General features: G+C 39.9%; 26 protein-coding genes. 9 read left to right on the top strand and 17 right to left on the bottom strand.

Annotation, left to right across the window (positions count from 1 at the left end):
* Positions 1–7 precede the first annotated feature (7 nt).
* The 14 genes from pheS to B4N43_RS00480 all read right to left on the bottom strand — a co-directional run bounded on the left by pheS (position 8) and on the right by B4N43_RS00480 (position 12121).
* The gene (pheS, locus tag B4N43_RS00545; protein ID WP_145327223.1) at positions 8–1048 is read right to left on the bottom strand and encodes a phenylalanine--tRNA ligase subunit alpha; all 1041 of its coding nucleotides are present in this window, start codon (positions 1046–1048) and stop codon (positions 8–10) included.
* Positions 1049–1287: 239 nt separating this feature from the next.
* Positions 1288–1746: a single-stranded DNA-binding protein gene (locus tag B4N43_RS00540; RefSeq protein ID WP_046674796.1), complete on the bottom strand. Its 459-nt coding sequence runs from the start codon at positions 1744–1746 to the stop codon at positions 1288–1290.
* Positions 1747–1765: 19 nt separating this feature from the next.
* Positions 1766–2815 carry an A/G-specific adenine glycosylase gene (gene mutY, locus B4N43_RS00535; protein ID WP_145327225.1) on the bottom strand — a complete coding sequence of 350 codons (1050 nt, stop codon included), beginning with the start codon at positions 2813–2815 and terminating at the stop codon, positions 1766–1768.
* 42 nt (positions 2816–2857) lie between these two features.
* Positions 2858–3340, bottom strand: coding sequence for an urease accessory protein UreE (locus B4N43_RS00530; RefSeq protein WP_120333064.1), 483 nt, complete (start codon positions 3338–3340; stop codon positions 2858–2860).
* On the bottom strand, positions 3333–4274 hold the full coding sequence (locus B4N43_RS00525; protein ID WP_145327227.1) for an urease accessory protein UreD: 942 nt from the start codon (positions 4272–4274) through the stop codon (positions 3333–3335). Before B4N43_RS00525 ends, B4N43_RS00530 begins: the two co-directional genes overlap by 8 nt.
* Positions 4275–4286: 12 nt before the next feature.
* Complete coding sequence (ureG, locus tag B4N43_RS00520) at positions 4287–4907, bottom strand: urease accessory protein UreG (protein ID WP_088160017.1); 621 nt, start codon at positions 4905–4907, stop codon at positions 4287–4289.
* Between the two features lie 18 nt (positions 4908–4925).
* Positions 4926–5612 (bottom strand): urease accessory protein UreF, encoded by a 687-nt coding sequence (locus tag B4N43_RS00515; protein WP_145327228.1) that lies wholly within the window; start codon positions 5610–5612, stop codon positions 4926–4928.
* A 23-nt stretch (positions 5613–5635) separates the two neighbouring features.
* The gene (locus B4N43_RS00510) at positions 5636–6130 is read right to left on the bottom strand and encodes an urease accessory protein UreE (RefSeq protein ID WP_145327231.1); all 495 of its coding nucleotides are present in this window, start codon (positions 6128–6130) and stop codon (positions 5636–5638) included.
* A gap of 10 nt (positions 6131–6140) precedes the next feature.
* Positions 6141–7991, bottom strand: coding sequence for an urease subunit alpha (ureC, locus tag B4N43_RS00505; RefSeq protein WP_145327233.1), 1851 nt, complete (start codon positions 7989–7991; stop codon positions 6141–6143).
* Positions 7992–7993: 2 nt separating this feature from the next.
* Positions 7994–8365 carry an urease subunit beta gene (gene ureB / locus B4N43_RS00500; protein WP_075990804.1) on the bottom strand — a complete coding sequence of 124 codons (372 nt, stop codon included), beginning with the start codon at positions 8363–8365 and terminating at the stop codon, positions 7994–7996.
* Between the two features lie 15 nt (positions 8366–8380).
* The gene (gene ureA / locus B4N43_RS00495) at positions 8381–8683 is read right to left on the bottom strand and encodes an urease subunit gamma (RefSeq protein WP_046674789.1); all 303 of its coding nucleotides are present in this window, start codon (positions 8681–8683) and stop codon (positions 8381–8383) included.
* 37 nt (positions 8684–8720) lie between these two features.
* Positions 8721–9911 (bottom strand): porin, encoded by a 1191-nt coding sequence (locus tag B4N43_RS00490; protein WP_286732287.1) that lies wholly within the window; start codon positions 9909–9911, stop codon positions 8721–8723.
* Between the two features lie 157 nt (positions 9912–10068).
* On the bottom strand, positions 10069–11451 hold the full coding sequence (locus B4N43_RS00485; RefSeq protein ID WP_286732286.1) for a sensor histidine kinase: 1383 nt from the start codon (positions 11449–11451) through the stop codon (positions 10069–10071).
* The gene (locus B4N43_RS00480; RefSeq protein WP_075990802.1) at positions 11441–12121 is read right to left on the bottom strand and encodes a response regulator transcription factor; all 681 of its coding nucleotides are present in this window, start codon (positions 12119–12121) and stop codon (positions 11441–11443) included. The genes B4N43_RS00485 and B4N43_RS00480 overlap by 11 nt, the downstream gene beginning before the upstream one ends.
* A 404-nt stretch (positions 12122–12525) precedes the next feature.
* Here B4N43_RS00480 and B4N43_RS00475 point away from each other — a divergent pair, with 404 nt between their 5' ends.
* The 6 genes from B4N43_RS00475 to B4N43_RS00450 all read left to right on the top strand — a co-directional run bounded on the left by B4N43_RS00475 (position 12526) and on the right by B4N43_RS00450 (position 17727).
* A complete protein-coding gene (locus tag B4N43_RS00475; protein ID WP_286732284.1) occupies positions 12526–13929 on the top strand; it encodes a WG repeat-containing protein in 1404 nt (467 codons plus the stop codon).
* Positions 13919–14359: a hypothetical protein gene (locus B4N43_RS00470; RefSeq protein WP_083663466.1), complete on the top strand. Its 441-nt coding sequence runs from the start codon at positions 13919–13921 to the stop codon at positions 14357–14359. Before B4N43_RS00475 ends, B4N43_RS00470 begins: the two co-directional genes overlap by 11 nt.
* 83 nt (positions 14360–14442) lie before the next feature.
* On the top strand, positions 14443–15003 hold the full coding sequence (locus B4N43_RS00465; protein WP_286732282.1) for a YeeE/YedE family protein: 561 nt from the start codon (positions 14443–14445) through the stop codon (positions 15001–15003).
* Positions 15004–15417, top strand: a complete 414-nt coding sequence (locus tag B4N43_RS00460; protein WP_286732281.1) for a DUF6691 family protein — start codon at positions 15004–15006, stop codon at positions 15415–15417. It abuts the gene before it with no gap.
* Between the two features lie 85 nt (positions 15418–15502).
* Positions 15503–16318, top strand: a complete 816-nt coding sequence (locus B4N43_RS00455) for a sulfite exporter TauE/SafE family protein (protein WP_286732280.1) — start codon at positions 15503–15505, stop codon at positions 16316–16318.
* An 11-nt stretch (positions 16319–16329) separates the two neighbouring features.
* The gene (locus B4N43_RS00450; protein ID WP_286732279.1) at positions 16330–17727 is read left to right on the top strand and encodes an MBL fold metallo-hydrolase; all 1398 of its coding nucleotides are present in this window, start codon (positions 16330–16332) and stop codon (positions 17725–17727) included.
* Between the two features lie 125 nt (positions 17728–17852).
* Here the strand turns inward: B4N43_RS00450 and B4N43_RS00445 are convergent, their stop codons facing one another.
* Positions 17853–18710: a hypothetical protein gene (locus B4N43_RS00445; protein ID WP_286732277.1), complete on the bottom strand. Its 858-nt coding sequence runs from the start codon at positions 18708–18710 to the stop codon at positions 17853–17855.
* Between the two features lie 160 nt (positions 18711–18870).
* Between B4N43_RS00445 and B4N43_RS00440 the strand changes: the two genes are divergently transcribed.
* On the top strand, positions 18871–20748 hold the full coding sequence (locus B4N43_RS00440; protein ID WP_088160005.1) for a M1 family metallopeptidase: 1878 nt from the start codon (positions 18871–18873) through the stop codon (positions 20746–20748).
* Positions 20749–20849: 101 nt separating this feature from the next.
* Here the strand turns inward: B4N43_RS00440 and B4N43_RS00435 are convergent, their stop codons facing one another.
* Positions 20850–21971: a glycoside hydrolase family protein gene (locus tag B4N43_RS00435; RefSeq protein WP_208734111.1), complete on the bottom strand. Its 1122-nt coding sequence runs from the start codon at positions 21969–21971 to the stop codon at positions 20850–20852.
* A 270-nt stretch (positions 21972–22241) separates the two neighbouring features.
* On the opposite strand from B4N43_RS00435, the gene hemW reads away from it, so the two are divergent.
* On the top strand, positions 22242–23474 hold the full coding sequence (gene hemW, locus B4N43_RS00430) for a radical SAM family heme chaperone HemW (protein WP_286732275.1): 1233 nt from the start codon (positions 22242–22244) through the stop codon (positions 23472–23474).
* 134 nt (positions 23475–23608) lie between these two features.
* Positions 23609–25060: a glyceraldehyde-3-phosphate dehydrogenase gene (locus B4N43_RS00425; protein ID WP_286732274.1), complete on the top strand. Its 1452-nt coding sequence runs from the start codon at positions 23609–23611 to the stop codon at positions 25058–25060.
* Positions 25061–25107: 47 nt separating this feature from the next.
* Here the strand turns inward: B4N43_RS00425 and B4N43_RS00420 are convergent, their stop codons facing one another.
* Positions 25108–26352, bottom strand: coding sequence for a 3-deoxy-D-manno-octulosonic acid transferase (locus B4N43_RS00420; RefSeq protein ID WP_145327245.1), 1245 nt, complete (start codon positions 26350–26352; stop codon positions 25108–25110).
* Between the last annotated feature and the right edge of the window lie 64 nt (positions 26353–26416).

Here is a 26416-nt window from a genome sequence, read left to right as displayed (position 1 = left end):
GATTAATTTATATTAATTCGGTCTCAAATTGAGACAAGAAACGCGTGTCATTTTCTGAGAAAAGACGTAGGTCTTTAATCACATATTTAAGGTTTGTGATACGTTCTATTCCCATACCAAATGCAAAACCTGAGTATTTTTTACTATCAATACCACAGTTATCAAGCACATTAGGATCTACCATACCGCAACCTAAAATTTCTACCCAGCCAGAGTACTTACACAAGTTACACCCTGCCCCTTTACAGATTGTACAGGAGATATCCATTTCTGCCGAAGGTTCAGTGAAAGGAAAATAGGATGGGCGGAAACGTACTTTGGTACCTTCGCCATACATCTCTTGAACAAAATGATATAAAGTTTGTTTCAAATCGGCAAAAGAAACATTCTCATCTACATATAAACCTTCTACTTGGTGAAAGAAACAGTGTGCACGGGCTGATATAGCTTCATTTCTATAAACACGTCCAGGCATTATCGCACGAAACGGTGGTTTACCGGCTTCCATTAAACGCACCTGAACCGAAGATGTATGCGTTCTCAATGTAATGTCATTACCTTCCTGTTTTTTGATAAAGAAAGTATCTTGCATATCACGCGCAGGATGTTCCGGTGGAAAATTCAACGCAGAAAAATTATGCCAGTCATCTTCAATTTCCGGCCCTTCTGACACAATAAAACCTAATTTCTTGAAAATTTCAACAATTTCTTTACGAACTAAAGAGATTGGATGTCTAGACCCCAGCTGAAAACCTTGACCAGGCAATGTTAAATCACTCGCAAATTCCTGTGATTTTTGCTTCTCACCAGACCCGAACTTTTCTTGTGCTTCTTTGAATGTATTTTCTGCGAACTGCTTAAATTCATTCAACACTTTTCCCAAAGTACGTTTCTCTTCAGGCGTAACTGTTTTGAATTCATCAAAAAGATTTTTCACAATCCCTTTGGAAACCAAAAACTTCAATCTGAAATTTTCTACATCGGCTGAAGAAGCTGGCGCAAATGCCTTAATCTCTTCAGTATACTGCGTAATTCTATCTTGCAACATAATTAGAGCAAACATAGCCAAAATTTCCGCTAAAAAGAAATTTTGAACTTCGACTGAGCATCATAAAAGAACACATAGCAGAAACAGCCTACTCGCTTGGGAGAAGGTAATCAGAATTCCACACCCAAAACGCTAATAAAACAAAAGAGCAGGCCTAGTTGCCTGCTCTTTTGTTTTTTGATGATTTTACTATATTTACTATACATGTAAAGTTTTTACATAATCTCAAATTCTTCAGCTTAAAATGGTAATGGATTATCCTCCTGATCATTCTCCGTAAAATCGACCTCCACTTCCTTATCTTCGACTTTTTGCGCCTGCGTGTTTGCTGTATTACCAGCACTTACACCCGCATTCGGCTCAAAATCCGATTTACGACCTAAAAGCGTAAAGGTTTCAGCGACAACCTCAGTAGCATATCGTCTAATACCTTCCTTATCCTCATAAGTACGAGTCCGCAGTCGACCTTCAATATAAACTAACTTCCCCTTTGTTAGATATTTTACAGCCACGTCAGCCAGACCTCGCCACATAACAATATTGTGCCATTCGGTTTGTTCTACTCTTTTTCCGTCTTTGTTATACGTTTCTGATGTTGCCAATGGAAAACTGGCAACAGAGACATTGCCTTCTAAATAGCGAATTTCGGGATCTTTTCCAAGATGTCCCACTAAAATGACTTTGTTAACTCCTGACATAATTTAAAAGCATAAATGGTTAAAAATTTGATCTTTCCAAAAAGGTAAAGATCAACTTGTGTTTAGCTAATTTATCTAAATCTTTTAGAAATACATAATCCCAATTGGATTTTTTTTGAATTAGATCGCCTTTTAACCGCACCTCAAAAAATGTCGCATAAATATTTTGATGACTCAAGATATGTTTTGTCTGCTGTTGTAAAACATGTAGCTCAGCATCGGAACCGAAACAGGAAATAAACCACTCATCGCTAAGAACATCCGGAATTGACAAGCTGTAATTAGACTCCAAAAGTGGAAACTCATATAGATTCTGCCAAACGTCACCTTCACCACGTTTAGACATCAGTATCTGATCGTTATCCTTCGAGATAAAATAATTAAAGTATCGATCTTTGCTTGCCTTGGCTTTAAGCTTTACAGGCAATTGATCTACCTGGCCTTTAGATAACGCATAACAGGAAGGACGAAACATACAGAATTCACATAAAGGCAGCTTGGGCTTACAATGGGTGGCACCAAAATCCATAATAGCCTGATTATACAATGCCGGGTGTTTATGATCAAGATTTTCTTTGGCTATAGCTGTAAAAATCTTCTTTCCTTCCGTAGAATTGATAGGTGTTTCTATGCCATAGTATCGCGCCAGTACACGAAACACATTTCCATCCAATACCGCCTGGGCTTCATCGTTCGCAAAAGAGGATATCGCCGCAGCAGTATACTCTCCTATTCCAGGAAGCGTTATTAATGTTTGATAATCTACCGGAAAAACACCCTGATACTGATCGCGAACTATTCGCGCGGCCTTATGCATATTCCGTCCTCTAGAATAGTAACCCAGACCTTGCCAAAGATGAAGAATATCATCTTCTTCTGCATTCGCAAATTCCACAACATTCTTAAATCGCTCGACAAAACGTACATAATAGGGCAAGCCTTGTTCGACACGAGTCTGTTGCAGAATAATTTCAGAAAGCCATATTTTGTAGGCATCTTTTGTTTCTCGCCATGGTAGATCTCGCTTATGCTGTCGATACCATGCTTGCAATTCCTCGCCAAATTTCATAGCGACAAAAATGCGCAATTTTTCGCTAATACCAGCATTCCATCATTCGAGGATAGGTCTACGAATGTAGGTAATCTGTTCATCAGGTTCTAAAATCGTATTTTCCAATGTGATAAAGCCTTTGTATTTTTCTTTTAGCGCCTGATAGAGACGTCCATCATAAGAAACAGCAAATCGCCCATCTGCCTTGAGATAAACCGGCAAGTGTCGATTGCCCACGTCGAAGCAGAACTCGCCCACAACAGATAGATTCTGACTATCCAACAATACACAAAGACAAGGTAAAATGTTGACCTGGATGAATAAATCACCACGATGATAAATACACTGTCCTGAACGCAGTGCGCTGCCATCATCACGCTGTATACGCACCAGATTACCCTTTCTTGTTTTCCGCTGGATAACGCGCTTATTTACTTCATAATAGGAAAGATCCAAAATATCTGAATCGCGGCCCAGCTTCAATTTGTCAAAATCAGGGATAACATCAATCCATATCTCGTCATGCTGGCTCCCCTTATGCATAGTTAGTTCCTTCCACCACTACAGCATCCACCAACTCCCGCTTACTTTTTCGACGAGGTTTTCTGTGTTCAATGACGGTGATTTCCCCCGTCTTCGATTTCTCATCTTCCGTTATCGCTTCGACGGCTGTATCTTCCTTCCTTTCAGAAAACTTATGTTGTGTAAAATCCCAACACAATTGCCCCAACATATGTAAAAAGTCGTAAAGCAACTCTCCATCAGTCCCCAAAGCACGTAGGATAACCACATCTTTTGAAGCCTGCGTAAAGCCATAAGAGATATCATTGTATTCAACAGTTAAGATTTCATCCAATTCATATTTTAATTCTTGCGCAAAAAGAGCCGAGAACACAAAAGTTGCCTGATGGGTATATCCCTCAAAAAATAACATCTTCTGTATCGGTTGACTTTTGGGACGCAAAAGCTGATTGTCAATAAAGGACAGTTTACCTTGTCTAAAAATCTTGGTTTGCGTATGGAGACTATCAAACTCAAATGCTTCTTTCATGTGAATTCTTCCAACACTAATAATGTCACCCCACATCAAAACTGCATCTTCAGCCAAGTGAATATGATTGCTTGCCTTAAAAATAGAATCCTTAAACGGCGTTACTGGGTGTGGAATGTAATGAAACAAGCCACCGGCCCCAACATGCACGTCCGTATGTTGTCTTGCGCCAGTTTTCATAGGATGAAGCTTATTGAAGGACTGTGTAAAAAGTTTCAATTGTGCATCTTTTTTCACATGAACATCAATGTGCAAATAATCCGTATCCATAATACCAGGCGATGCACTCATGATGATCATTTCCAAATGATTGGTCAATCCTGCCGCGCCATAATGCGTTAGTTTATAAGGTGCATTATGATAACTCTCCTTCAATCTACTTCTGCCGTCCTCTTTGGCAACATTTAATACGATTTTGCTATCCATATACGATAAATTTTAACCTACGGGCTCCAACAAAGCATACTTTTTGATCCATGATTTCACATCTTCCAAACCTTCTAAAGTCATTAAGTTTGTAAAAATAAATGGTCTTTCACCGCGCATGCGGATTGTATCCTGGCGCATAACTTCCAAGTCGGCATTTACATAAGGGGCAAGGTCTATTTTATTGATCAACAACAAATCCGAGCGCGTAATACCTGGCCCACCTTTACGTGGCATTTTCTCGCCTTCAGCAACATCGAGAACAAATATGGTCAAATCGGCTAGATCCGGACTAAAAGTCGCCGTCAGGTTATCACCTCCACTTTCAACAAAAATCAGTTCCACATCCTCAAAACGATTCGCTAATTCTTCTACAGCTTCAATATTCATCGAAGCATCTTCACGGATTGCCGTATGCGGACAGCCCCCTGTTTCAACACCAATAATACGTTCAGCGGGCAGAGCCGAATTCTGTTGTAGATACATAGCGTCCTCACGCGTATAAATATCATTTGTTACAACACAGATACTATAATCTGCCGACATCGAACGTGTCAACCGTTCAATAAGTGCCGTCTTGCCAGAGCCCACAGGACCAGCAACACCAATTTTCACGTAATTTCTCTTAGACATCTTTTATTTCAGTTATTTTTACGAAATGTAAATTCTCGTGTATAATTTTTCATGTTGCATGCATCGAATATCCTGAGCGATACAACAATTTCCGATCAGATCATCATCCAGTTCGGGCTGTAATCCGACCAATTTATTAATCAAGGGCTGTAGTTTAAACAAAATCTGCTGTGCATCCATTTGGCTAATTGGAACCAGTTTGGCACAATTCGTCATAATACCATTCAAAGAATTATAATAAAAAGCACTCAGTGCGTCTGAATAACTAATTTCCTGCGCATGGGCAAACATGGCAAATGCCATTGCATAGTGACCATGCTGTTCTTGCGCATTTATCGCCTTTAGATAAGCCGAACAACGCTTGACCGGTTTTAATTTTTCTGTCAATTTTAAAAACCGTATTCCCAATTTCTTACTGGCATCCCGAATCTCATAAGGAGCTTTGAAAGCGGTTATCAATGCATCCAGTTCAGCGATCTTTTTCCTGGTTGCTCTTGATTCACATAATTGCCAAGCTTTATGAAAAAAAGCGGCATCGTTGTAATAGAAACTATGCTCCAATAAAGTCTGTGCATATTCTTTTGCAGTTTTAGCATCATGTACAATCTCTTTATTGATATAAGTTTCCAAACCATAGGAATGTGTGAAGCCTCCAATCGGGAATACAGAGTCGTTAATCTGCATTAATGTCAACAATGGATTCATATGTAATCGTTATTAATTAAGTATTAGAGCCCCTTGGCCAAGGTAATTTTGTGCTGGACTACGGCATACTGATGTATGCGTAACGTATGTGTTCTTTCTATCACCCGTAACTCTTTCGTCGGTGTAAAACCCGCCCTTTCTAAGGTTTCCCAAAGGGGATTTTCATAGGCTGCAATAATTTCATGTGCAGCGTTGATGAAAACAGGGATATGTTTGTTGCCAATTTCGAGACATATCCGAGCCATATCCAAGAGGTTTTTAGGACGTACAACAAGGCAAGGACAGGGCAATATTCGAACAGCAATGCGCAGTTCCGTTGTTTCGAACAAAATATCACCGTCAAACAAGGATTCCGTTCCTAAATTTTTAAAGCCTATTTCTCGACCTTCAACAGTGAACCCTCGGATAATACGTCTTTCCGTATCAAACCATTCGAGTTCCAAAAAATCAAGTTCAACACTGTTCTGATCTGTGCTATCGGCCCAAATATTCCCCTTAATGTCTCTTGCTAACAACATAAATAACCAATTAGAATAAGAAGTACCGTTGAGCCATTGGAAGTTCCTTCAATGGTTCACAGGTCGCCAACACACCATCGACTGTTACTTCATAGGTTTCTGGATTAACGACGATATTTGGTGTTGCATGATTATGGACCATATCTTTTTTCATCACCGTACGACATCCCTCCACAGGCAGACATTTACGCGACAAATTCAATTTTTGAATATTTCCGTTCTCCAAAGAAATTTTCGAAACGAAATTGAAGCATAGTTTTGAAACTGCTTTACCATAATTTCCAAACATTGGCCTATAAATGATTGGCTGTGGTGTCGGAATTGACGCATTGGCATCTCCCATTTTAGCACCCAAAATCATACCGCCTTTGATGATCAACTCGGGTTTTACACCAAATAATTCTGGTTTCCAAAGGATCAAATCTGCATACTTTCCTTTTTCAATCGAACCAATATATTGGTCAATACCATGTGCTTTAGCAGGGTTGATTGTAAATTTAGACACATAACGTTTGACACGGAAGTTATCATTTTCTTTACCTTGATCTTCAGCTAAAGGGCCGCGTTGGATTTTCATCTTATGGGCGGTTTGGAATGTACGGGAAATGACCTCTCCCACACGTCCCATCGCTTGGCTATCCGAACTCATAATTGAAAATACGCCCATATCTTGCAAAATATCCTCGGCAGCAATTGTCTGTGGACGGATACGTGAATCAGCAAATGCCACATCTTCTTTCACATTTTTATCCAAGTGATGGCAGACCATCAGCATGTCCAAATGTTCTTCAGCAGTATTTACCGTAAAAGGTTTTGTTGGATTGGTAGATGCAGGGAGGATATTGGGATACATGGCGATCTTAATAATATCCGGAGCGTGTCCACCGCCAGCTCCTTCCGTGTGGAAAGTATGGATTACACGACCATCTATCGCAGCAACAGTATCTTCCAAGAAACCGGCCTCATTCAGTGTGTCGGTATGGATCGCAACTTGTACATCGTATTTATCAGCAACTTTCAATGCCGCATCAATTGTTGCCGGAGTCGCTCCCCAATCTTCATGGATTTTCACGCCCAGTGCACCAGCTTCAATTTGTTCTTCGATAGGTTTAGTGGTCGACACGTTACCTTTTCCGAAAAAACCAACATTGATAGGAAGGTTTTCAAACGCTTCAAACATACGCTCGATATACCACTTTCCTGAAGTCACTGTCGTTGCCAGTGTTCCATCTGCTGGTCCCGCACCGCCACCAATAAAAGTAGTTACACCAGAATATAGCGCTGTTTCAATCTGTTGCGGCGAGATAAAGTGAATGTGCGTATCAATACCGCCTGCAGTTAGGATATAGCCCGCTCCCCCATGCACTTCCGTAGAAGCACCGATGATCATGCCCTCGGTTACACCATCCTGTACATCTGGGTTTCCAGCTTTACCAATACCTACAATTTTACCATCCTTAATACCAATATCGCCTTTTACAATACCCCAGTGGTCAATGATAATGACATTAGTGATGCAAAAATCCAACACCCCCTCATCACGCAAGGCACGAGCCGATTGCCCCATACCATCGCGAATAGTTTTACCGCCACCAAATTTGTTCTCTTCTCCGTAAACATTGAAATCTTTTTCAATTTCAATGAAAAGCTCTGTATCTGCCAGACGAACCTTATCTCCAGTGGTCGGTCCAAAAAGAGCCGCATATTTGTCTCTCGGGATATAAAGTTCCCCATCAACATATTTTACAGATGATTTATCTAAACCTAGTTTATCTAAACCAAGCGCATGTAGACCAACAGTAGAACCCAAAGTGGTGAGCCCTACGACTTTAATCCATTCGCGTCTATTCCATCCTCCCATATTTACTTAGATTGTCTGAATTTCAATTTTTTCATTTTATCAATGGCTTTGGTTTTCACCGATTGATCTGTATACTTCCCATTTGTCAATCCATTAAAACCATGGATTTCCTTACTTCCGCCAAATTCAACCAGAACAACCGATTTTTGTTCCCCTGGTTCAAAACGAACAGCGGTGCTGGCTGGAATATTCAAGCGCATCCCAAACGCTTTCTCCCTGTCGAAGGAAAGCAACTTGTTCGCTTCAAAGAAATGATAATGTGAACCTACCTGAATCGGTCGATCACCTTCATTTTTCACAACAATGCTTGTGGTTCTGTGCCCAACATTAGCTTTGATTTCCTCTTTTTTTAAAATGTATTCTCCTGGAATCATATCATTCAATATTTATTAACGAATAGGATCATGGACAGTCACCAATTTAGTTCCGTCCGGAAAAGTAACTTCGATCTGTACATCATGGATCATTTCAGGGACTCCTTCCATGACTTGGCTCCTTTTCAATAAGGTAGTACCATAAGACATTAAGTCCGCCACAGACCTTCCGTCCCTAGCCTCCTCCATAATCTGGGCACTGATGTAAGCGATACACTCAGGATAATTTAATTTTACCCCGCGTTTCAATCGCTTAGCCGCCAATTCGCCGGCCAAATGCAACAACAGCTTTTCTGTTTCTCTCGGTGTTAAACGCATAAAAAAATAATTATTTGTTAATTTGTTAAAGGAATTATTATAAAACTGGAATGGTAAAATATGCCCCAAAGGCTAAGCGGTTGTACTGACTCTTGGCTATATCCATATAGCCCTTATAGTTTACGGTGTTACCAACGTAACCTAAATAAAACCGAAGATCCTGGTTATGAAACGGCTTATGTTGCAAAGCCGCAAAATAAGTCCAGTTTTGGCGAAAATTCTTACCGAGTTGGTTATCATCTCTCGATCCCGCGACCTCATACCCACCTTTCAAAGCCACTTCCCATTTTTTACTCAAAAATTGATCATAGCGCAGTATGGCAGAGCTGTAGTTTACATCTTTGGCCAATACTCGCTTCTCGCCAGTTCTACCATAAAATTCGTTGATCGCCGAAGATGCAATCATCGCATGATCGACAGCAAGATAAGAGTACTGTAAATCAAGATATAGCATCTGTTTTGCTGTTTTGAATTTATTCGCTAATGAAACGGCATGATTAGTATGTCCCTTTGCAAACTGAGAGATGTTGTAAGACCATTTCGTATTAAAACGCTTATCCATAAATGCCCCCACCCAAGTGAAATAGGCTCCCATTGGTACACTAGAGCGTTCCAAATCACCTACAGCAAAACCATTTTTTGCATGAAGCTCCATAAAACTATCATTGGTCGTGTTGTAAACTTGGGCATGTAACGAATGATTCGGATTGACTTCATAGGATAACATTCCACCGACAACAAAGAGATTCAATATGCGGTCGACATAGTCTGTGAACTTATATTCGTAAATTGGGTTATTTTCAAATTCATAACTCCCGACCATCGCACTTTGCTTACCGGCCGTAACGGACCATTTGAGATCCTTGCCAAACTTGTACTTGATCAATGCCATGTCCAATGCACGCGAGCCATTATCCTGACTCGTTGGAGCAAATGACCTATTCAAACGAAAACGCACTTTATACGACAGTCTATCATTGTATACGCCGCTCATCAAAATACGGGCATCATCAAGGTTTGCTTTTGCTTGAGACTCCCCCTCCCCATTGTCCGTTTGCAGACCTGCTCTTAACAGGACATCCAATTGAAATGATTTTGCTCGCGCGGGTTCTTTCAGTAACAAGCTGCTTCTTTGCGCCTGAACAGAGTCCGTTTGGATCTGCTCTTGCGCATGCAATGATGCTATACTAATCCCCAGTGTTGTAAAAAGTGAAAGTGTTTTTTTCATCCTTATATTTTGTTCCTTTATGGTAACGAAGCAATCCCGCGGTTTCAAAACATAATCCGATTCGAAACAACAAGATAGATCCATGAGTTATACTTATCTCTGGTACAAGTATATCACAGCCACCTAAAAATGGAATAAGGATGAGATTAAAATGAAATTAGAAAGGAGTTTTTGGGATTGTAACAACGACCAGAGTGCCTTGACCTTCCGTTGAATTGAGGAACAATTCAGCACCATGAAGGTCAAAGATATTTTTGGCTAAAACAAGCCCCAAACCATTGCCATAGATATCACCGACATTAGAAGCGCGGTAAAAAGAGGTAAAAATATGTGGCTGGTCTTTTTTAGGAATACCTATCCCTTGGTCAAACACTTTTATCGTAATATTTTTGCTATCGCTACTTATGGCTACGCCAACCTGCGTTCCATTGCCGTACTTAAATGCATTTGAAATAATATTGCTAAAGGCAATAAAAAACAGATCCGGGTTAGCCAAAACCGTAAGCTCATCACTATCTTCTGGAATTTCTGTTAGATCAAAAGAAAGCTTGAGGTCCTTATGAATACTTTTTTCGGCTTTATAAATTTCATAGAGTAATTCGTCAATTCGAATAATTTCTTTATTGTCCACTTCCCCCTTGAAGCCCATGCGGGATAGTTGCAAAAGATTATTGATAATCAACTCCATTTTATCCGCATATTTTGCGATCGTCTCCAGTGAATAATAAGCTTCATGCTCTTTCGACAGGAGCTGTTGTGCCAATTCGGCTTCTCCTCCGATAATTGTAAGTGGGGTCTTTAGCGAATGAGAGGCATTTCCGATAAAACTCTGTTGCGACTGAACCGAGATATCCAATCGGCTAAGCATTGAATTTAAGTTCGCAATCAAAACACCCAATTCATCTTTGCTATTGCTAAATTTACTAAACAGACGATGGTCTAAATGTGCGATATCAACTTTGTCTAAATCATTGTTGATATCCTTAATGGGTTTCAATAATCGGTCAGCAAAATAAAAAGACATCAGTACAATTAAAAAAATCGCCAAAATCCCACCGGTGATCAGGGTACGATCCAATTGACGCTGTTCATCATGGCCGTAATCATCAATCCCTTCCGATACAACAATCAAATTTTCGTGGTGAAGATGATCCTGAAAAAAAACGGCTACAAATGCAGTATCGCCATGCATATATCTTCCTTTCCCGTCACGAATCACCTCTGTATAAAATGTTTTCGGCATAGGAAGTTCGGGCCGCAATTGAACACGATCACTTCCCTTAACAACACGAATGAGATGGTCTGTTCCTTCAGATAATTGTTTCAGGTATTTACGTTTTACCTGAATATAGAGTGCCCTATTTTCATCCTTCTGATGGACGATATGATCTCCAACAATAACGGCATTCTCTTCAAGCCGATGAAAAAATTTGGTCTGTAGACTGTCGTACGTGAAATAAGACACATAAATGGCAAAAACAACAAGCAGCAGGGTGCTGATGATAGAAAATAGGAGAACTATTTTGGTCCTAATTTTCATGACGGATTACATAGCCCATACCGATCACCGTATGGATAAGTTTACGTGAAAATTGTTTATCGATCTTTTTCCTCAGGTAATTCACATACACGTCGACAACATTGGTGCTTAAGTCGACATCCATACCCCATACTTCTTCCAGAATATCGATCCGGCTCAATACCTTATTTCGGTTGAGCATTAAAAATTCAAGTAAACGAAATTCAGTAGCTGTGAGAATAATAGGAGAATTGGCACGTTGAACCGATTTACTGTCTCTATCCAATTGAAGATCGTCAAATACCAATATATTTTTCTGCTCGGTAACTGTTTTGGATTTACGGCTGTAGCGACTGATTCGAGCTTTTAATTCCTCTAAACGAAACGGCTTCGTCAAGTAATCATCCGCATCCCTATCAAAGGCCTCGACAATGTCCTCCGTTTGATTTAATGCTGTTAAGATAATAATTGGGACTTCGTTGTTAGACATCCGAATGTTTTTGCACACATCTAAGCCATTCATACCCGGCAACATCACATCCAATAGGATCAAGTCATAACGGTTCAATCCCGCCATTTTTAGACCAGTATAACCATCCATAGCAATACTAATATGATAGCCTTCTTCTTTTAAGCCTCTTTCGATCAATGATATGACGGATGGTTCATCCTCTATTAGTAATAGTTCCACAGGTATCTTTTTTAAACAGTAAAAAATTCGAGGTTTGTAAAATACAAAATTAACATTTCACCTTTTTCCAAAAAGCTACATTCCTTAATTATTTTTGCTTTTTCTTGACGATTATATGATAATAACCTATAAAACAAGTAAAAAACACATACACTCCCGCAAGACCGCTATCTTAACCGCCGTCCTTACAACCATTTATTTCACTTGGCATAAAAATAGTCCACAACGCAAGATCTATACTCAAAAAATAAGACGCTAGCACCTGACCCCTAAGTACAGACCAAAAATCGGTTTTAAACAACCAAATACAATAATATCTATTTTTGAAAGAATTTCCACAAACAACGAAAGATTATTTCAAAAATCAATCGAATTTCAATATTTTTGCAGCTTAAAATCACACAATGAAACAATTTATCCTTTGTTTACAGCTGGCGTTTTTTCTCCTTATCGGACAAGGACACGCTCAGCAAAAGCTATATAAAATTTCATATCAATTTGCTGATCCTGAAACGGGAACCGATACCGCATCTTCAGAATTCATCAAAATATTGGCTGGAAATAATGAAGCATTAATGCAGGCCTTCATCACCAAAGACCAGATGCGAATTGAAAGTTTATTATTCGGAAAATCGATACAGATCAGCAATATCCACGAAGGCAGCTCTTTTCTACTGGATGAAATAAATAAAACCTATACTGCAACAGAGCTGGCCACCGGCAAACTCATTGAGACTGCCGTAAACGAGGGTGATAATTATGCCTATTCGGGAGATTTTGAGATCAGCTTAGTTCCCAATCAAAAGAAGATAATTGCAGGAATAACCTGCGAAAAAGCAACATTCAATCTAACAGGTAGCCAAGATCCACAAACGGAAATTACCGTTTGGTATGCACCAAAATTGCCAAAGTTATACTGGGGCACTTACGATTATCTCGAAAAAGTGCCCGGGGCAGCGCTCTATATCGGATCGGCCGGGCTCGGAATTCAAGCGACCAAGGTGGAAGAAATAACATTCGACAAATCACTCTTTGAAATTCCAGCGGATTATGAAGAAGGTGAACCTATTGAGGAAGCTATAGATTCCACGCTAAACGATCAGCTATCTTGGTATCAAGATTCCAATACAGCATATTTTGGTGTACAGGACAGCTTAGGAAACAAATTAACACCAGCAAAGTATACGGCAATATATAGCTATGTAGGAGACTATGCCATCGTGAATGATGCAGCACAAATGTTTGGCTTAATAGACATACACGGCAAAGAAGTTATTCCATGTCAATATGAATCGCTCAGTTTAGAAACCGAAGGCGGTCCAGTAGTTTATATGAGAGATCTTAAGTATGGGCTGTTGGATACAAACGGTAAAATATTGCTGCAGGCCAAATATGACTTTATTTCAGTTCCTAGCCCAGAATATGCACTTTTTACGGAAGGAGAAAATACGGGTATCATGGATCAAAAAGGCGCTGTTTTACTTCCTGCCAAATATGAAACCATTTCGGATTATCGCGATAATCTCGCGTTAATTCTAGTCAACCAATCTTACCAGCTTATTAATAAAACGGGGCATAATCAACTTAAAACGGATTATGAGTTTCTATCTTTTGCGGGTGAAAGACTTCTACTGGCATTTAATGACAATAAATATGGGTACATTGATTACACAGGAAAAGTCGTTGTTCCATTTAAATTACAAAATGCCCAAGCTTTTGAAAACGGGCTGGCGCTTGTAACGGAGGATCTAGAGAATTTTTATTATATTGACGCAAAAGGGAAGTTTATCAAGAAATATGAAGAGTAATCCACAGACATTCCACTTGTCGACATTGCATCGTGGAAAATACATGTTAATCTTGCTAATTTCAATCTTTTTGATCGGAATGGGAATGTCTAAAGTTCCCATACAGGAAATTCTCAAGATTATTATTGCTCTTTTAATGATTCCTTTAGCACTGTATCTGGCCATAAAGTCTTCGACTTTGTCATCGACTTGGGTCTTGGATGAAAATACACTTCAGATAAGCAACGCTAAAAAGACAATCGTTTTCCCTTTGAATAATATTTCTCATATCAGGAATCTCAAACGTTCCGGCGGCAACCTGATCATTATCAACCAAAACAAAGGGCCAGCCTTCCGTACCTGGCGCAACAAATTATTTCAAAAGGAAGATGATCTTCCCCTGCTAACGGAAGCCCTAAAGGACGCCGACATTGAATATTACGACCTATAAATTCTTTCTTCCTTCGGTAACATTTGTTACAGGCTTTTGCAAAGGCAGTATGTACCTTTGTAACATCACTTAAGAACAATGTTATGCTATTGGAATACATCAAACAACCATGGCCCTGGTATATTTCAGGACCTTTAATTGCACTGGTCATGTACCTGCTGCTCAAACAGGGAAAGGATTTTGGCATGTCCAATAATCTGCGCACCATGTGTACTGTATTAGGGGCCGGAAAAACTTCCTCTTTTTTCAGATTCGATTGGAAGACCCAGTCATGGAATTTATTGGTAGTACTCGGGACAGCTATTGGCGGTTTTATTGCACATAATTTTCTGAGCGATGGCACTGCAAGCCATATTAATTCCAAAAGTGTTGCCGACTTAAAAGAGCTAGGTATTATCGACCATTTACAAGGCTACCTTCCTGAATCCATTTTCATTTTCGACGGATCTTTGTTTCAGTTTCTACTTTTAAGTATTGGCGGTGTATTGATTGGGTTTGGAACCCGCTATGCTGGTGGATGTTCATCCGGCCATGCTATTTCTGGACTTAGCAATTTTCAGCTTCCTTCTTTGATCGCCGTTATAGGTTTCTTCCTAGGTGGGATCATCATGGTTCATTTTTTATTCCCGCTAATTTTCGCATAAATGAAAGCACTAAAATTTATTTCCATCGGTATATTGTTTGGAATCATCTTATACAAATCAGAGGCCGCATCATGGTATAGAATCTACGAAATGTTTCAATTTCGTTCCTTTCATATGTATGGGATTATCGGTACAGCACTGACCACAGCAATTATAATCGTACAAATCATCAAGAGAAAGCAAATCAAAGATAGTAACGGGATGCAAATAGCATTCCATGATAAAGACAAAAGTATTACACGATACCTGCTCGGGGGAACAATCTTTGGCTTAGGCTGGGCATTGACAGGCGCTTGTCCGGGACCAATGTTTGCCCTAATCGGTGCTGGTTATTGGACTATAGGAATCCTCTTGCTTTTTGCTTTGTTGGGTACTTGGCTTTATGGAGTCTTGCGCAATAAGTTGCCGCACTAGTTTTAACAAACTACTTTAGACCAAATTACCTCATATACGCGCAATCTGAGGCCTGTACCACTAGTTAAAATTTTAGAAAGAGAAAATGGAATTAATATTTATAGCTGGTTTTATATTAGCTGTTCTGGTCGGCCTGTCAATGGGTTTGATGGGGAGCGGCGGAAGTATTCTAACATTGCCAATATTTGTTTATATTTTTCATATAGAACCTCAATATGCATTGGACTATTCGTTGTTTTCTATAGGAATATTAGCCTTGGTCGGATCAATTTCTCCGTTGAAAAAAAGAGAAATTGACCTGAAAACTACGGCCGTTTTTCTCTTTCCATCGCTAATTTCGGTCTATTTGACCAAGCGTTATCTCCTTGTAGCCATACCAGAGTCATTCCACCTTGGCGAGATAGCGATCTCTAGAAACCATATCATTATGCTGCTTTTCTCGATTGTGATTTTGATTTCTGCGACAGCAATGGTACGAAGACGTAAACAGGTTCAGCACGATCGATTCAGGGGTGGAATTGGCCAGATTTTCAACGTTGTCCTCGTCGGATTGCTTGTCGGTATCATGACCGGCCTGGTGGGTGCAGGAGGAGGCTTTATCATTGTACCGGCCCTCGTATTACTCTTAGGAATTCCACTTAAGCAGGCCATTGCCACTTCATTGTTTATCATCGGTTTAAACGCCTCATTCGGTTTGATCGCGAATTATCAGTTCCTGGAACATATGAATTGGTTTATATTGGTTACCTTTACGTTAATCACTTTAATAGGCCTCCAGATTGGTTCCAAATGGAAAGACAAATTAGATGCAGCAAAATTGAAAGGTATTTTTGGATACTTTTTAATTAGTATCGGCATCCTAATCTTCGCTTTCGAATTCATTCAATTTGTAAATCATTAAAATCACACGTTATGTTTTTTCAACACATTTTTGAGTCATCTTTAGCACATTCGAGTTATATCATTGGTTGTCAAGCCAAGGGTGTAGCGCTAGTCATTGACCCTAAAAGAGATGTAGACAGCTATCTTGAGATTGCACAAAAGAATAATCTGACCATAACCCATATTGCGGAAACGCATATACATGCCGACTACCTTTCAGGTACGCTAGAATTAGCCGCATTGACAGGCGCCCAACCTTATCTATCCGATGAAGGTGGAGAAGATTGGCAATATGAATTTCCACATATTGGATTAAAACATGGAGATCAATTTCAAGTTGGAAATCTGATTTTCCAAGTTATCCATACCCCTGGACATACGCCCGAGAGTATCAGTTTTGTATTGATTGATACGCCTGCAACCATGGAGCCAGTCATGATATTTACAGGTGATTTTGTATTTGTTGGAGATATCGGACGCCCAGATCTGTTAGAAAATGCAGCAGGAATGATCGGAACCAAGGAAATTGGAGCCCACCAAATGTACCGATCGTTGCAACATTTCTTGGCTCTACCTGATCATATTCAAGTATGGCCCGCACATGGCGCCGGATCCGCTTGTGGAAAGGCGCTAGGCGCCGTTCCGAGTTCAACAGTTGGTTATGAAAAAATACGAAACTGGGCGCTTCAATACCAAAACAACGAAACAGCCTTCGTGGAAGAGCTATTATCAGGACAGCCCGAACCGCCACGCTATTTTGCCATGATGAAAAAACTCAACAAAATAGCACGGCCGTTGCAAACAGCAGTTCCTCAGTACAACAAGTTAACGAACGAAACTTTTCTGGATTTATACCACAAAGGAACAACTGTCATTGATACACGCCATAAGTTTGAGTTTGCCAAAGGATATCTCCCAAATAGCATCAATATTCAGCATAACAAAACGTTTAATACCTGGGCTGGCTGGATCCTTAATTACACGGATCCTTTTATACTCATTGTAGAGGAAAGCCAATTGGACGACATTGCCCGCAAGCTTATGCGCATTGGATTGGATCATGTCGCTGGATATGTTACGCCTGATACGATTCCTCATTTGGGGATTCCATTGGAACATCAGCAACTCATCGGTTTCGAAGAGATGAATAGTGTATTGGGCAAATCCGATATCCAAATACTTGATGTGCGCAATGCCAGTGAGTTTTCAGAGGGCCATCTACCGCATGCGACTCATATCTTTGTTGGTACAATTGCAGACAATCTTAACCAAATTGACCGAAATAAACAGCTATACCTGCATTGTCAGTCCGGAGACCGAGCAACCATAGCGGCATCCATATTGGCGAAAAATGGTATTAAGGACGTCAAAATTTATAGTCCTTCCATCAATGAATGGAAATTAAAAGGTGGAACATTGGTACAATAACATATACAAAGAGATCCCAGGGGAAATATTCCTGGGATCTCTTTGTAAAAAACCAAGCTATACGATCGAATTTGAGCTGCCATTGCATATAATAAAGAGCAATTCAACTCGTCAGTATATTTCGTTTATAGACTATTTCTATTGATCCGCAAGAATTCGATAACCTCGTCCTTCTTCTCTTCCATCTTGCCTTTCTTTTCCGTAAATTGGTGATTATAGATGGTCAGGTACTGATGGTCGTCCGTTTCAGATTCATATAATTCGGCAGTGGCAAAAGAGAAATGCTCTTCTTCATCCGAAAGATGGTCATACACATAGGCAAAATCATGATTACCCAAGGAGCTTACTACAGCATCTTTATCCGCCACGAATTTTAACCTTCCCGGCAATATCCGCTTATTCATCCATGCTTCGTCTTTTTCAGAAAAAGGATAAATAGTAATACCCCTGAATGCCATAATAATTGGGGTAATCAAAATAATACCCATTTCAATCGCCCACACGGCCCACAACATACCGCCCGAAACCGGACTCTTTTTCAAGGTAAAAGTGCCGACTTCATTTAAACCCTGCATCGCTTCCCAAATAAATGAAGGGTGTAAGAAAAATGCCTTGAATCCCTCCAGATTAAAAGACGATTTTACCCAGGTATCTCCGCCCATTGTCCCCTCCGCATTGTACATCAGCGACACAAAAAGAGCCCATTGAGCATAAAAGCCTAAAATTGCAATCAGCAAAGTAATCAATATTGCAATGCCCTTATTTCTTAATTTCCATTGTTTGAAACAGAAGTTGAGAACATAGAATATTCCAGCACCAAATCCCAATGTAATAAATACATTAAAATAAATAATAGGAATAAACCACTGCAAAGCGATGTAAACAATTGCCAGGACAACGGCACCCACCGTACCTAGCACAAGAGATCCAATAAATGCCAAAGCAGGAGCCTTTCCCGAGGGCTTATAATATAGATTTTCCATAAAAACAGTAAAATTGATTTTTAACTTAACAGATAAATCCCCTAACCAAAACCAAGCCAATTCTCCAAAGACCAGTCAATTTTCGTCAAGATTTGATGACATTAACTTCGTTACATTCGTTTAAGTGCCATTTATTGAGACAATTTTGTAAGTTTGGGGCATGAAAATCAAAATAATATCCTTTTTTACACTTGCATGTGTATTAAATATTTGGGGGGCAGTAGCGAAGGCCCAAAGAAAAGGATTCTGGCAACAGAAGGTTGACTACAACATGGATGTCAACGTGGATGAAAAAGCATATCAGTACGATGGAAAAATGACCTTGAAGTACAGTAATAATTCAGGGCAGTCACTAAAAAAGGTATATTTCCATTTATATTTCAATGCGTTTCAACCAGGATCGATGATGGACTATCGATTAAAAAACATAAGTGACCCCGACAAGCGAATGGTCACTAACTTGGGTACAAAAGAAAAACCGGTATATCAAAGCCGTATTGGAGAACTGAAAGCCAATCAAACTGGTTATCAGAAAATTAAAACCCTAACAGTCAATGGTACCAACACAACATTTAAAATTGATGGAACTATTTTGGAGGTAACTTTACCAGTTGCAATCCAAGATGGGGAAACAGCACGTTTTGATATGGAATGGACTGCACAAGTTCCGGAACAAATCAGAAGAACTGGCCGAAATTCAGCCGAAGGTGTAGCACTATCTATGGCGCAATGGTATCCGAAGATGGCTCAATTCGATGAATTCGGCTGGCATTTGGATGAATATACGGGCCGTGAATTTATTGCCCCTTTTGGCAACTTTGACGTTACCATACACCTCAATAAAAATTATGTCGTTGGTGCCTCAGGTGTTCTTCAAAATCCATCAGATGTCAAAGGTTATCAACAGAAAGCGAAAGTAAAAGCCGTCGACAATAAAGCAACATGGCACTATAAGGCCCAAAATATCCACGATTTTGTATGGGCTGCAGACCCCAAGTTTGTCGTTGATTCCGCTTCAAGTAAAAATGGCATAAGAGTGTATACCGTGTTCTTGCCAACAGACAAAGAAGTGATCTCGAATTGGAAAACAGCAATAGGCCTTTCTACCGAATTCTTTGATTTCTGTAGTACGAAGTTTGGTAAATATCCATGGCCAACTTATACCATCATTCAAGGTGGAGATGGCGGAATGGAATATGGTACAGCTACGCTTATCACAGGTGGCCGCAATCTAAAAAGCCTTGTCGGTGTAATATTCCATGAATCGGCACACTCTTGGTACCAACAATTGTTTGGAATCAACGAAACCGTCGATGAATGGTTTGATGAAGGCTTCACATCCTATGTCGAGGAGTTGGCTATGCAGCATATCTTTGAAAAAAGAGGTGCCATAGCATCTAACCCGCAAATTGCAGCCTACCGTGGATATTATAAATTGGCCCTTTCAGGGAAAGAAGAACCGATGAGTTTACTGGCAGATTATTATAACACCAACTATGGCTACAGCAACGAAGCGTACAACAAAGGTGCCGTGCTTGCAGAACAGTTGGGTTATATTATTGGTCAGGAAAATTTAGAAAAAACCTTCTTGAAATTCTATGACATCTGGAAGTTTAAACATCCGACACCAAATGATTTCAAACGCGTTGCTGAAGATGTTTCCGGTATCAACTTAAAATGGTATTTCAATCTGTTTATCAATACAACACGTCAAATCGATTACGCCATTGAAAAAGTAACAGATACAGAAATCCTATTGGCCAATAAGTCCAATTTTGCCATGCCACTGGATGTTCTGGTAGAATACACCGATGGAAGCAAAGAATTATTTTATATCCCTTTGCGTGAAATGCGTGGAGAAAAACCGGAAGAGCATTTTGACATTTACAAAGGTGTTAAAAGAACCGTGCTTGAGGATTGGTTCTGGACCAAACCCGACTATACTATCCATGTATCGAAAACACCAAAAACGGTAACAATTGATCCTTCATTGCGATTAGCGGATGTAGAATCGGCAAACAACAGTTTTAGTAAGTAACTAAATATATTTCCCATTATCCGAACAGATGGGAAAATCAAGACAGCTTCCAACCCCAATATATACGACGCGGTTTGGAAGCTGTTTTTTAATTCCGTGGCTTATATACTCTTAAGAGGAATAACCATATTCCATGTACGTTCAAATTGATAGGGCTCTGAACCATCCCCGGTTGCCGCAAACAAATGAGTAGGCTTCCCATTTTCAAATAGTAAAAACGGTCGTTCAAAATTGGCCTGATGACTCGTCGTGCCATCATCCCATTGAATTGTTTTAGAATAAGCTTTTACAGACTTCGAAAGATGCCAATCTATGCCATCTTTGGAATAAGCATGTATCCCGCCCCCCTCTTCACCGCAGATCTTTCCGTAACGGTCCTTCATAATAAGTTCAAACTGCTGACCGTTATACCAGACAAATGGATCTTCTACATCGTTTTCATGGTTTTGGTCTGTATGAAATGAAAAAATAGGCTTGTCCGATAAACGGCGATAAGGTCCGAGGAAAGAATCCGCTTGCGCGGCTCCCAATAAAAGTGGTGGATTATAATTTACTGGGGAAGATTTATAAACTAAATAAACCTTTCCGTTCGGTAAGACAACTGGCGAAGGATTTGATGTAATGGAGGCATCCCATTCCCCTTTACGGGGATTCAGAATCGGTTGATCAACTCTCTTCCATGGCCCTGCAATTGACTTGGAATAGGCCATCCCAATACGTTTATGCATCCAGGCTTTCTGGCCTAAGCCCGACTCCCATACATTTTCTGTAAAAGAGGGATTTGGTTCGTCATAGTTATTGCCAAAGTAATAAAGCACATAATAGTCACCATTTTTTACAATTCGAGGATTGTGTGTCGTACAGCCATCAAAATATTGCTTCCCCCGAGCAGGCAGTACAACTTCAACAAATTCGTATGGCCCTTCAGCGGTATCTGAAATAGCCCTGACGACTTCGGAATTTGTCACCCAATTACCAAAGCCATATTGTTTGCTCCAACGCGAAGCAAACATATGATATCGTCCATCTTCTCCTTTTATGACCGATGGATCCCAAATCCAATAATCTTTCATCGCAAATCCTCCTCCTTTTGGCGCCGGTAATAACTTATCTATAAAGGAGTCTTCAAGACTGTCCCCCAAAGCATATCCATGGTTTGAAAATAGGAAGAAGCCAGAAACACCGGCTACATTTTTTAGAAAGTCTCGACGAGAGGTTTTCATACGTTTTACATTTATTAGAAGAAAATAATTCGTTCTTTAATCTATTTGATAGGCTCCCATGAAATAATTTAAACGCGGCTGGTACCGATAGCTTTTTTATTTCTAGAAGGAAACCTTTGAATTCACTCCTCCTTCATCTGACATTAGGTGCTATATTGGTGCTTTCTACTAACAAATATTGACGACAAGATAAAGAATAACTAGCTTGCTGTCAACCATCTTTTAGATGATTCTTCCATCCTATTGCACTTTCTTTTTAAATCACTTCGTGTGCAGACAGAAGAGTCCGACGAATATTTCTGGATACATCGTCGAGAAAGAAGAAATAATACGAATAAGAAGCGAAGTTGGTCAGGTCTTGGTATATTTGTCCCCATGATTTATGTCCATATCCCCTTTTGTAAACAGGCTTGTCATTACTGTGACTTCCATTTTAGCACTTCACTACAATACAAAAGTGAGATGATCAATGCCATACGACGGGAAATCGAGCTCAGAGCAGCCTATATGGAAGACAAAAAGGTCGAATCGATCTATTTTGGTGGTGGCACGCCATCCTTATTGGAAGCTGAAGAGATCGCACGGATCATCGATACGATAGCAATGCATTTTGACATCGTAAATCAGGCTGAAATTACGCTGGAAGCAAACCCCGACGATCTAAATGCGGCCAAAGTAAACAGTCTGCGGAATACAGCAATCAATCGATTCAGCATAGGCATACAGTCTTTCTTTGAAGAGGATCTTAAATGGATGAACAGAGCACATAATCAGCAGGAAGCACTGGCTTCTATCATGCGGGTGCAAGATGCGGGCTTTGAAAATATTACCTGTGATCTTATTTATGGCTACCCACTGTTGACTGATGAGAAATGGCGCCACAATATGCAACAGCTGATTGACTTTGAAATTCCCCATATTTCTTCGTATTCCATGACCGTAGAAAATAAGACAGCATTGGATCACTTTATTAAAAAAGGCTTAAGTCCAGCTATAGATTCAGATCAGGCAGCGGATCAGATGAGTCTTCTTATCCATACATTGAAAGCCGCGGGATATGAACAATATGAAATTTCCAATTTTGCAAAAAATGGCCTTTATGCACGTCACAACACAAATTATTGGAAAGGTAAACATTATCTTGGTATAGGCCCTTCAGCGCATTCGTTCAATGGAACTTCCAGATCCTGGAATGTTTCCAACAACGCGAAATATATGACCTCAATCAATTCAAACCAACTTCCCCTGGAAATTGAGGAGCTTTCTACGCTGGACCAGATCAACGAAAGTATCATGACTTCGCTGAGAACCATGTGGGGACTGGATTTGATTGCGCTGGAAAGCAAATTCGGGCAATCTGTCAAAAACCGAGTCCTAAAGGATGCTGAACCATTTCTAGGAGAGAAAAATCTCGTTTTGGAAGAAAACAAATTACGCTTGACAGATCCGGGTAAATTAATGGCTGATCATATCATGTCCGAATTATTTATAATAGAGGATTAACAAATAAATCGCTAATATTTTATTAAAATAATAATATTACAAGTATTTACATTTAAAAAATTACGAAAATAAAAATATAAATCTATTTTTTAGGCGGTTTGTACTATGTTTGCAACATAATCTATTATAAAATTATGATGTCACACAAGCCATCTTTTGATTTAGAGATCAAAAGTTACAGAGAGCAACAAAACGCTGCCGTAAGCTTAATTCAAATTGTCAGTAACCTGTGGTATAACCACGCTATTGAACTTGTATTTTTTAGAAATCAACTCATTGATGTAAAATCGAGTTCAATTCTCAACCTGATCAAGGAAAGCGTCCTCCTTACCGACGAGCCATTCAATATTTTTGACACCCTCCACGTGGCACAGGTATTGGAAAAACTAACCCTATCACCTGCGCGTATCGATATCGGAAAACTTACCTTACAGGTCAAGAAACAGACTATTGAAAACAACGATCTACCTAGTTTTATTACAAATGAATTAAAAGATATCAATCAACAAGCGGAATTAAAACCACGCGATGTTGTGCTTTATGGATTTGGCCGTATCGGCCGTTTACTCGCCCGAGAGCTTATGCATAAAGCCGGTGCTGGACAGCAGCTTCGCCTTCGTGCCATTGTAACACGGGACGCCAATGATAGCAAGTCCATATTGAAAAGAGCGACACTATTAAAAACAGATTCCATACATGGTGCGTTCGAAGGCGACGTACAGGTCGACATTCCAAATCAGGCTCTTATTATCAATGGCATCACTGTCCACCTTATCTCTGCCAAACAGCCAGAGGATATTGATTATACTTATTATGGAATACAGCATGCTTTAGTCGTCGACAATACGGGTGCTTTTCGAGATGAGCAAGAACTGAGTCGCCACCTGAAATCCAGAGGTGCCGCCCAAGTTTTATTGACAGCACCCGGAAAAGGTGTTCCAAATATCGTATATGCTGTCAACGAAAATGATATTGACGTGGAACAGCATGCGATATTTTCCGCCGCTTCCTGTACGACCAACGCAATCTCTCCTATTTTGGCGGTCCTTGAAAATAGAATAGGTATTGAAAAAGGGCATATCGAAACCATACATTCCTATACCAACGATCAGAACCTTGTCGACAATATGCACAAGAAGTCCAGAAGAGGGCGTGCCGCAGCGCTCAATATGGTGATCACAGAAACTGGAGCGGGGACTGCCGTTTCAAAAGTATTGCCTTCATTGAAGGGCAAACTGACCTCCAATGCAATTCGCGTTCCCGTGCCAAATGGATCATTGGCAATTTTAAATCTCGAAATTAAATCTAAAACTACCGTCGAAGAAATCAATGCACTTTTAAAAGAGGCATCACTACAGGGTGACCTTGTCGAACAGATTAAATTTTCTAAAGACAGTGAACTCGTTTCTTCAGATATCATCGGCTCCACTGCTGCTGCGATCATAGATGCTCCAGCGACGATAGTCTCGTCAGATGGTAGGAATGTCATCCTATATGTCTGGTACGACAATGAATACGGATATTCTCATCAGGTAATGCGCTTATCTCGTCATATTACTGGCGTAAGAAGGTATACATATTATTAGCATCAAACTTTAAAAATATAAGCGGTAGTTCGTTGTGCAATTACCGTTTATATTTTTACAGGATTGCTTTTGAGGTATTTCATAATTATCGGTGTTGCTCCTGCTTTCTGCAGAACATATTCACGGGCCAATTTTCCGGCCTCTTGACGGACAGTCTGATCTTGTAAAACAGCAAAAACTTTCTTTAATTCTTTAGCACTGGCAATGGCGAAACCCGATCCATTTTGTACGAGATCTTTCGCTTCCTGAAATTTCTTGAAATTTGGTCCAAATAGAACCGGTATGCCATATGTTGCTGCCTCTAGAGTGTTATGTATTCCAACGCCAAAACCACCACCAATATAGGCCAGTTGGCCATACCCATACAAAGACGAAAGCATACCAATGTTATCGATAACCAGTACCTTTGAATTGGCTATTGTTGCGGCATCGTAGGTAGCCATGTCCGAAAAGCGGAGTGCCTTCGGCCAAAGGTTAAAAATGCTCGCCAGATGTGATTCATTGATTTCATGCGGAGCCAAGATCAGCTTATAGTCTGAATAATCCAAAAGCAATTCCTGTAGAGCCAGCTCATCCTCGGGCCAGGTACTTCCTGCAACCAGCGCCGGATTTTCCCCAATAAATTGGCTGATCTCAGGAATCATTTTTCTGCTTTTAGGAATGTCTACCACACGATCAAAACGTGTATCTCCGGCTAACCCGGCATTCCGTATCCCAAATTCTTTCAAAAGACGTACACTTTCTTCATTTTGCACAAAGAAGTAAGTCACATAACTTAAAATTTTCAGAAAAAAAGTACCATAGGCCTGAAAGAAAATCTGATCGGGTCTAAATATTGCTGAGATCAAAAACAAGGGAATGCCCCGTCTATGCAGGCCTTCAAAAAAATAATACCAATATTCATATTTCGTAAACACAGCGAAACTTGGATTGATCAAGTCGAGAAAAAGCCGTGCGTGCTGAGCAGTATCGTAGGGGAGATAAAAAACATAATCGGCCAAAGCAGTGTTTTTTCTGATTTCATAGCCAGAGGGAGAATAAAATGTTACAATTATTTTATGATCCAAATAATTATTTTTCACTGCTTCCAGGACAGGTCTTCCTTGCTCAAATTCCCCCAATGAAGCAAAGTGAAACCAAATATGTTTTTGGGAAGAATCAACCGTTTGTTTCATCCTCGAATACCAGTCTTTTCGTCCCTCTACCATGAGCTTGGCTTTGGCATGAAAAGGAGCCAAAATACGCAGTAAGAGTCCATAAAGAAAGATTCCAATTGAATAAAGCAAACGCATGTTTTTAAAATAATGTTTATCTTAGTCAAAGATATTAAACCCATTTCATTAAACGGAACCATTG

Origin of the sequence: Sphingobacterium sp. UBA1897, assembly GCF_002337775.1 — a bacterium.
In the GTDB taxonomy this organism is placed as follows: domain Bacteria; phylum Bacteroidota; class Bacteroidia; order Sphingobacteriales; family Sphingobacteriaceae; genus Sphingobacterium; species Sphingobacterium siyangense.
Note: the sequence above shows the minus strand (reverse complement) of the source record. Positions and strands in the feature narration are given on the sequence as shown.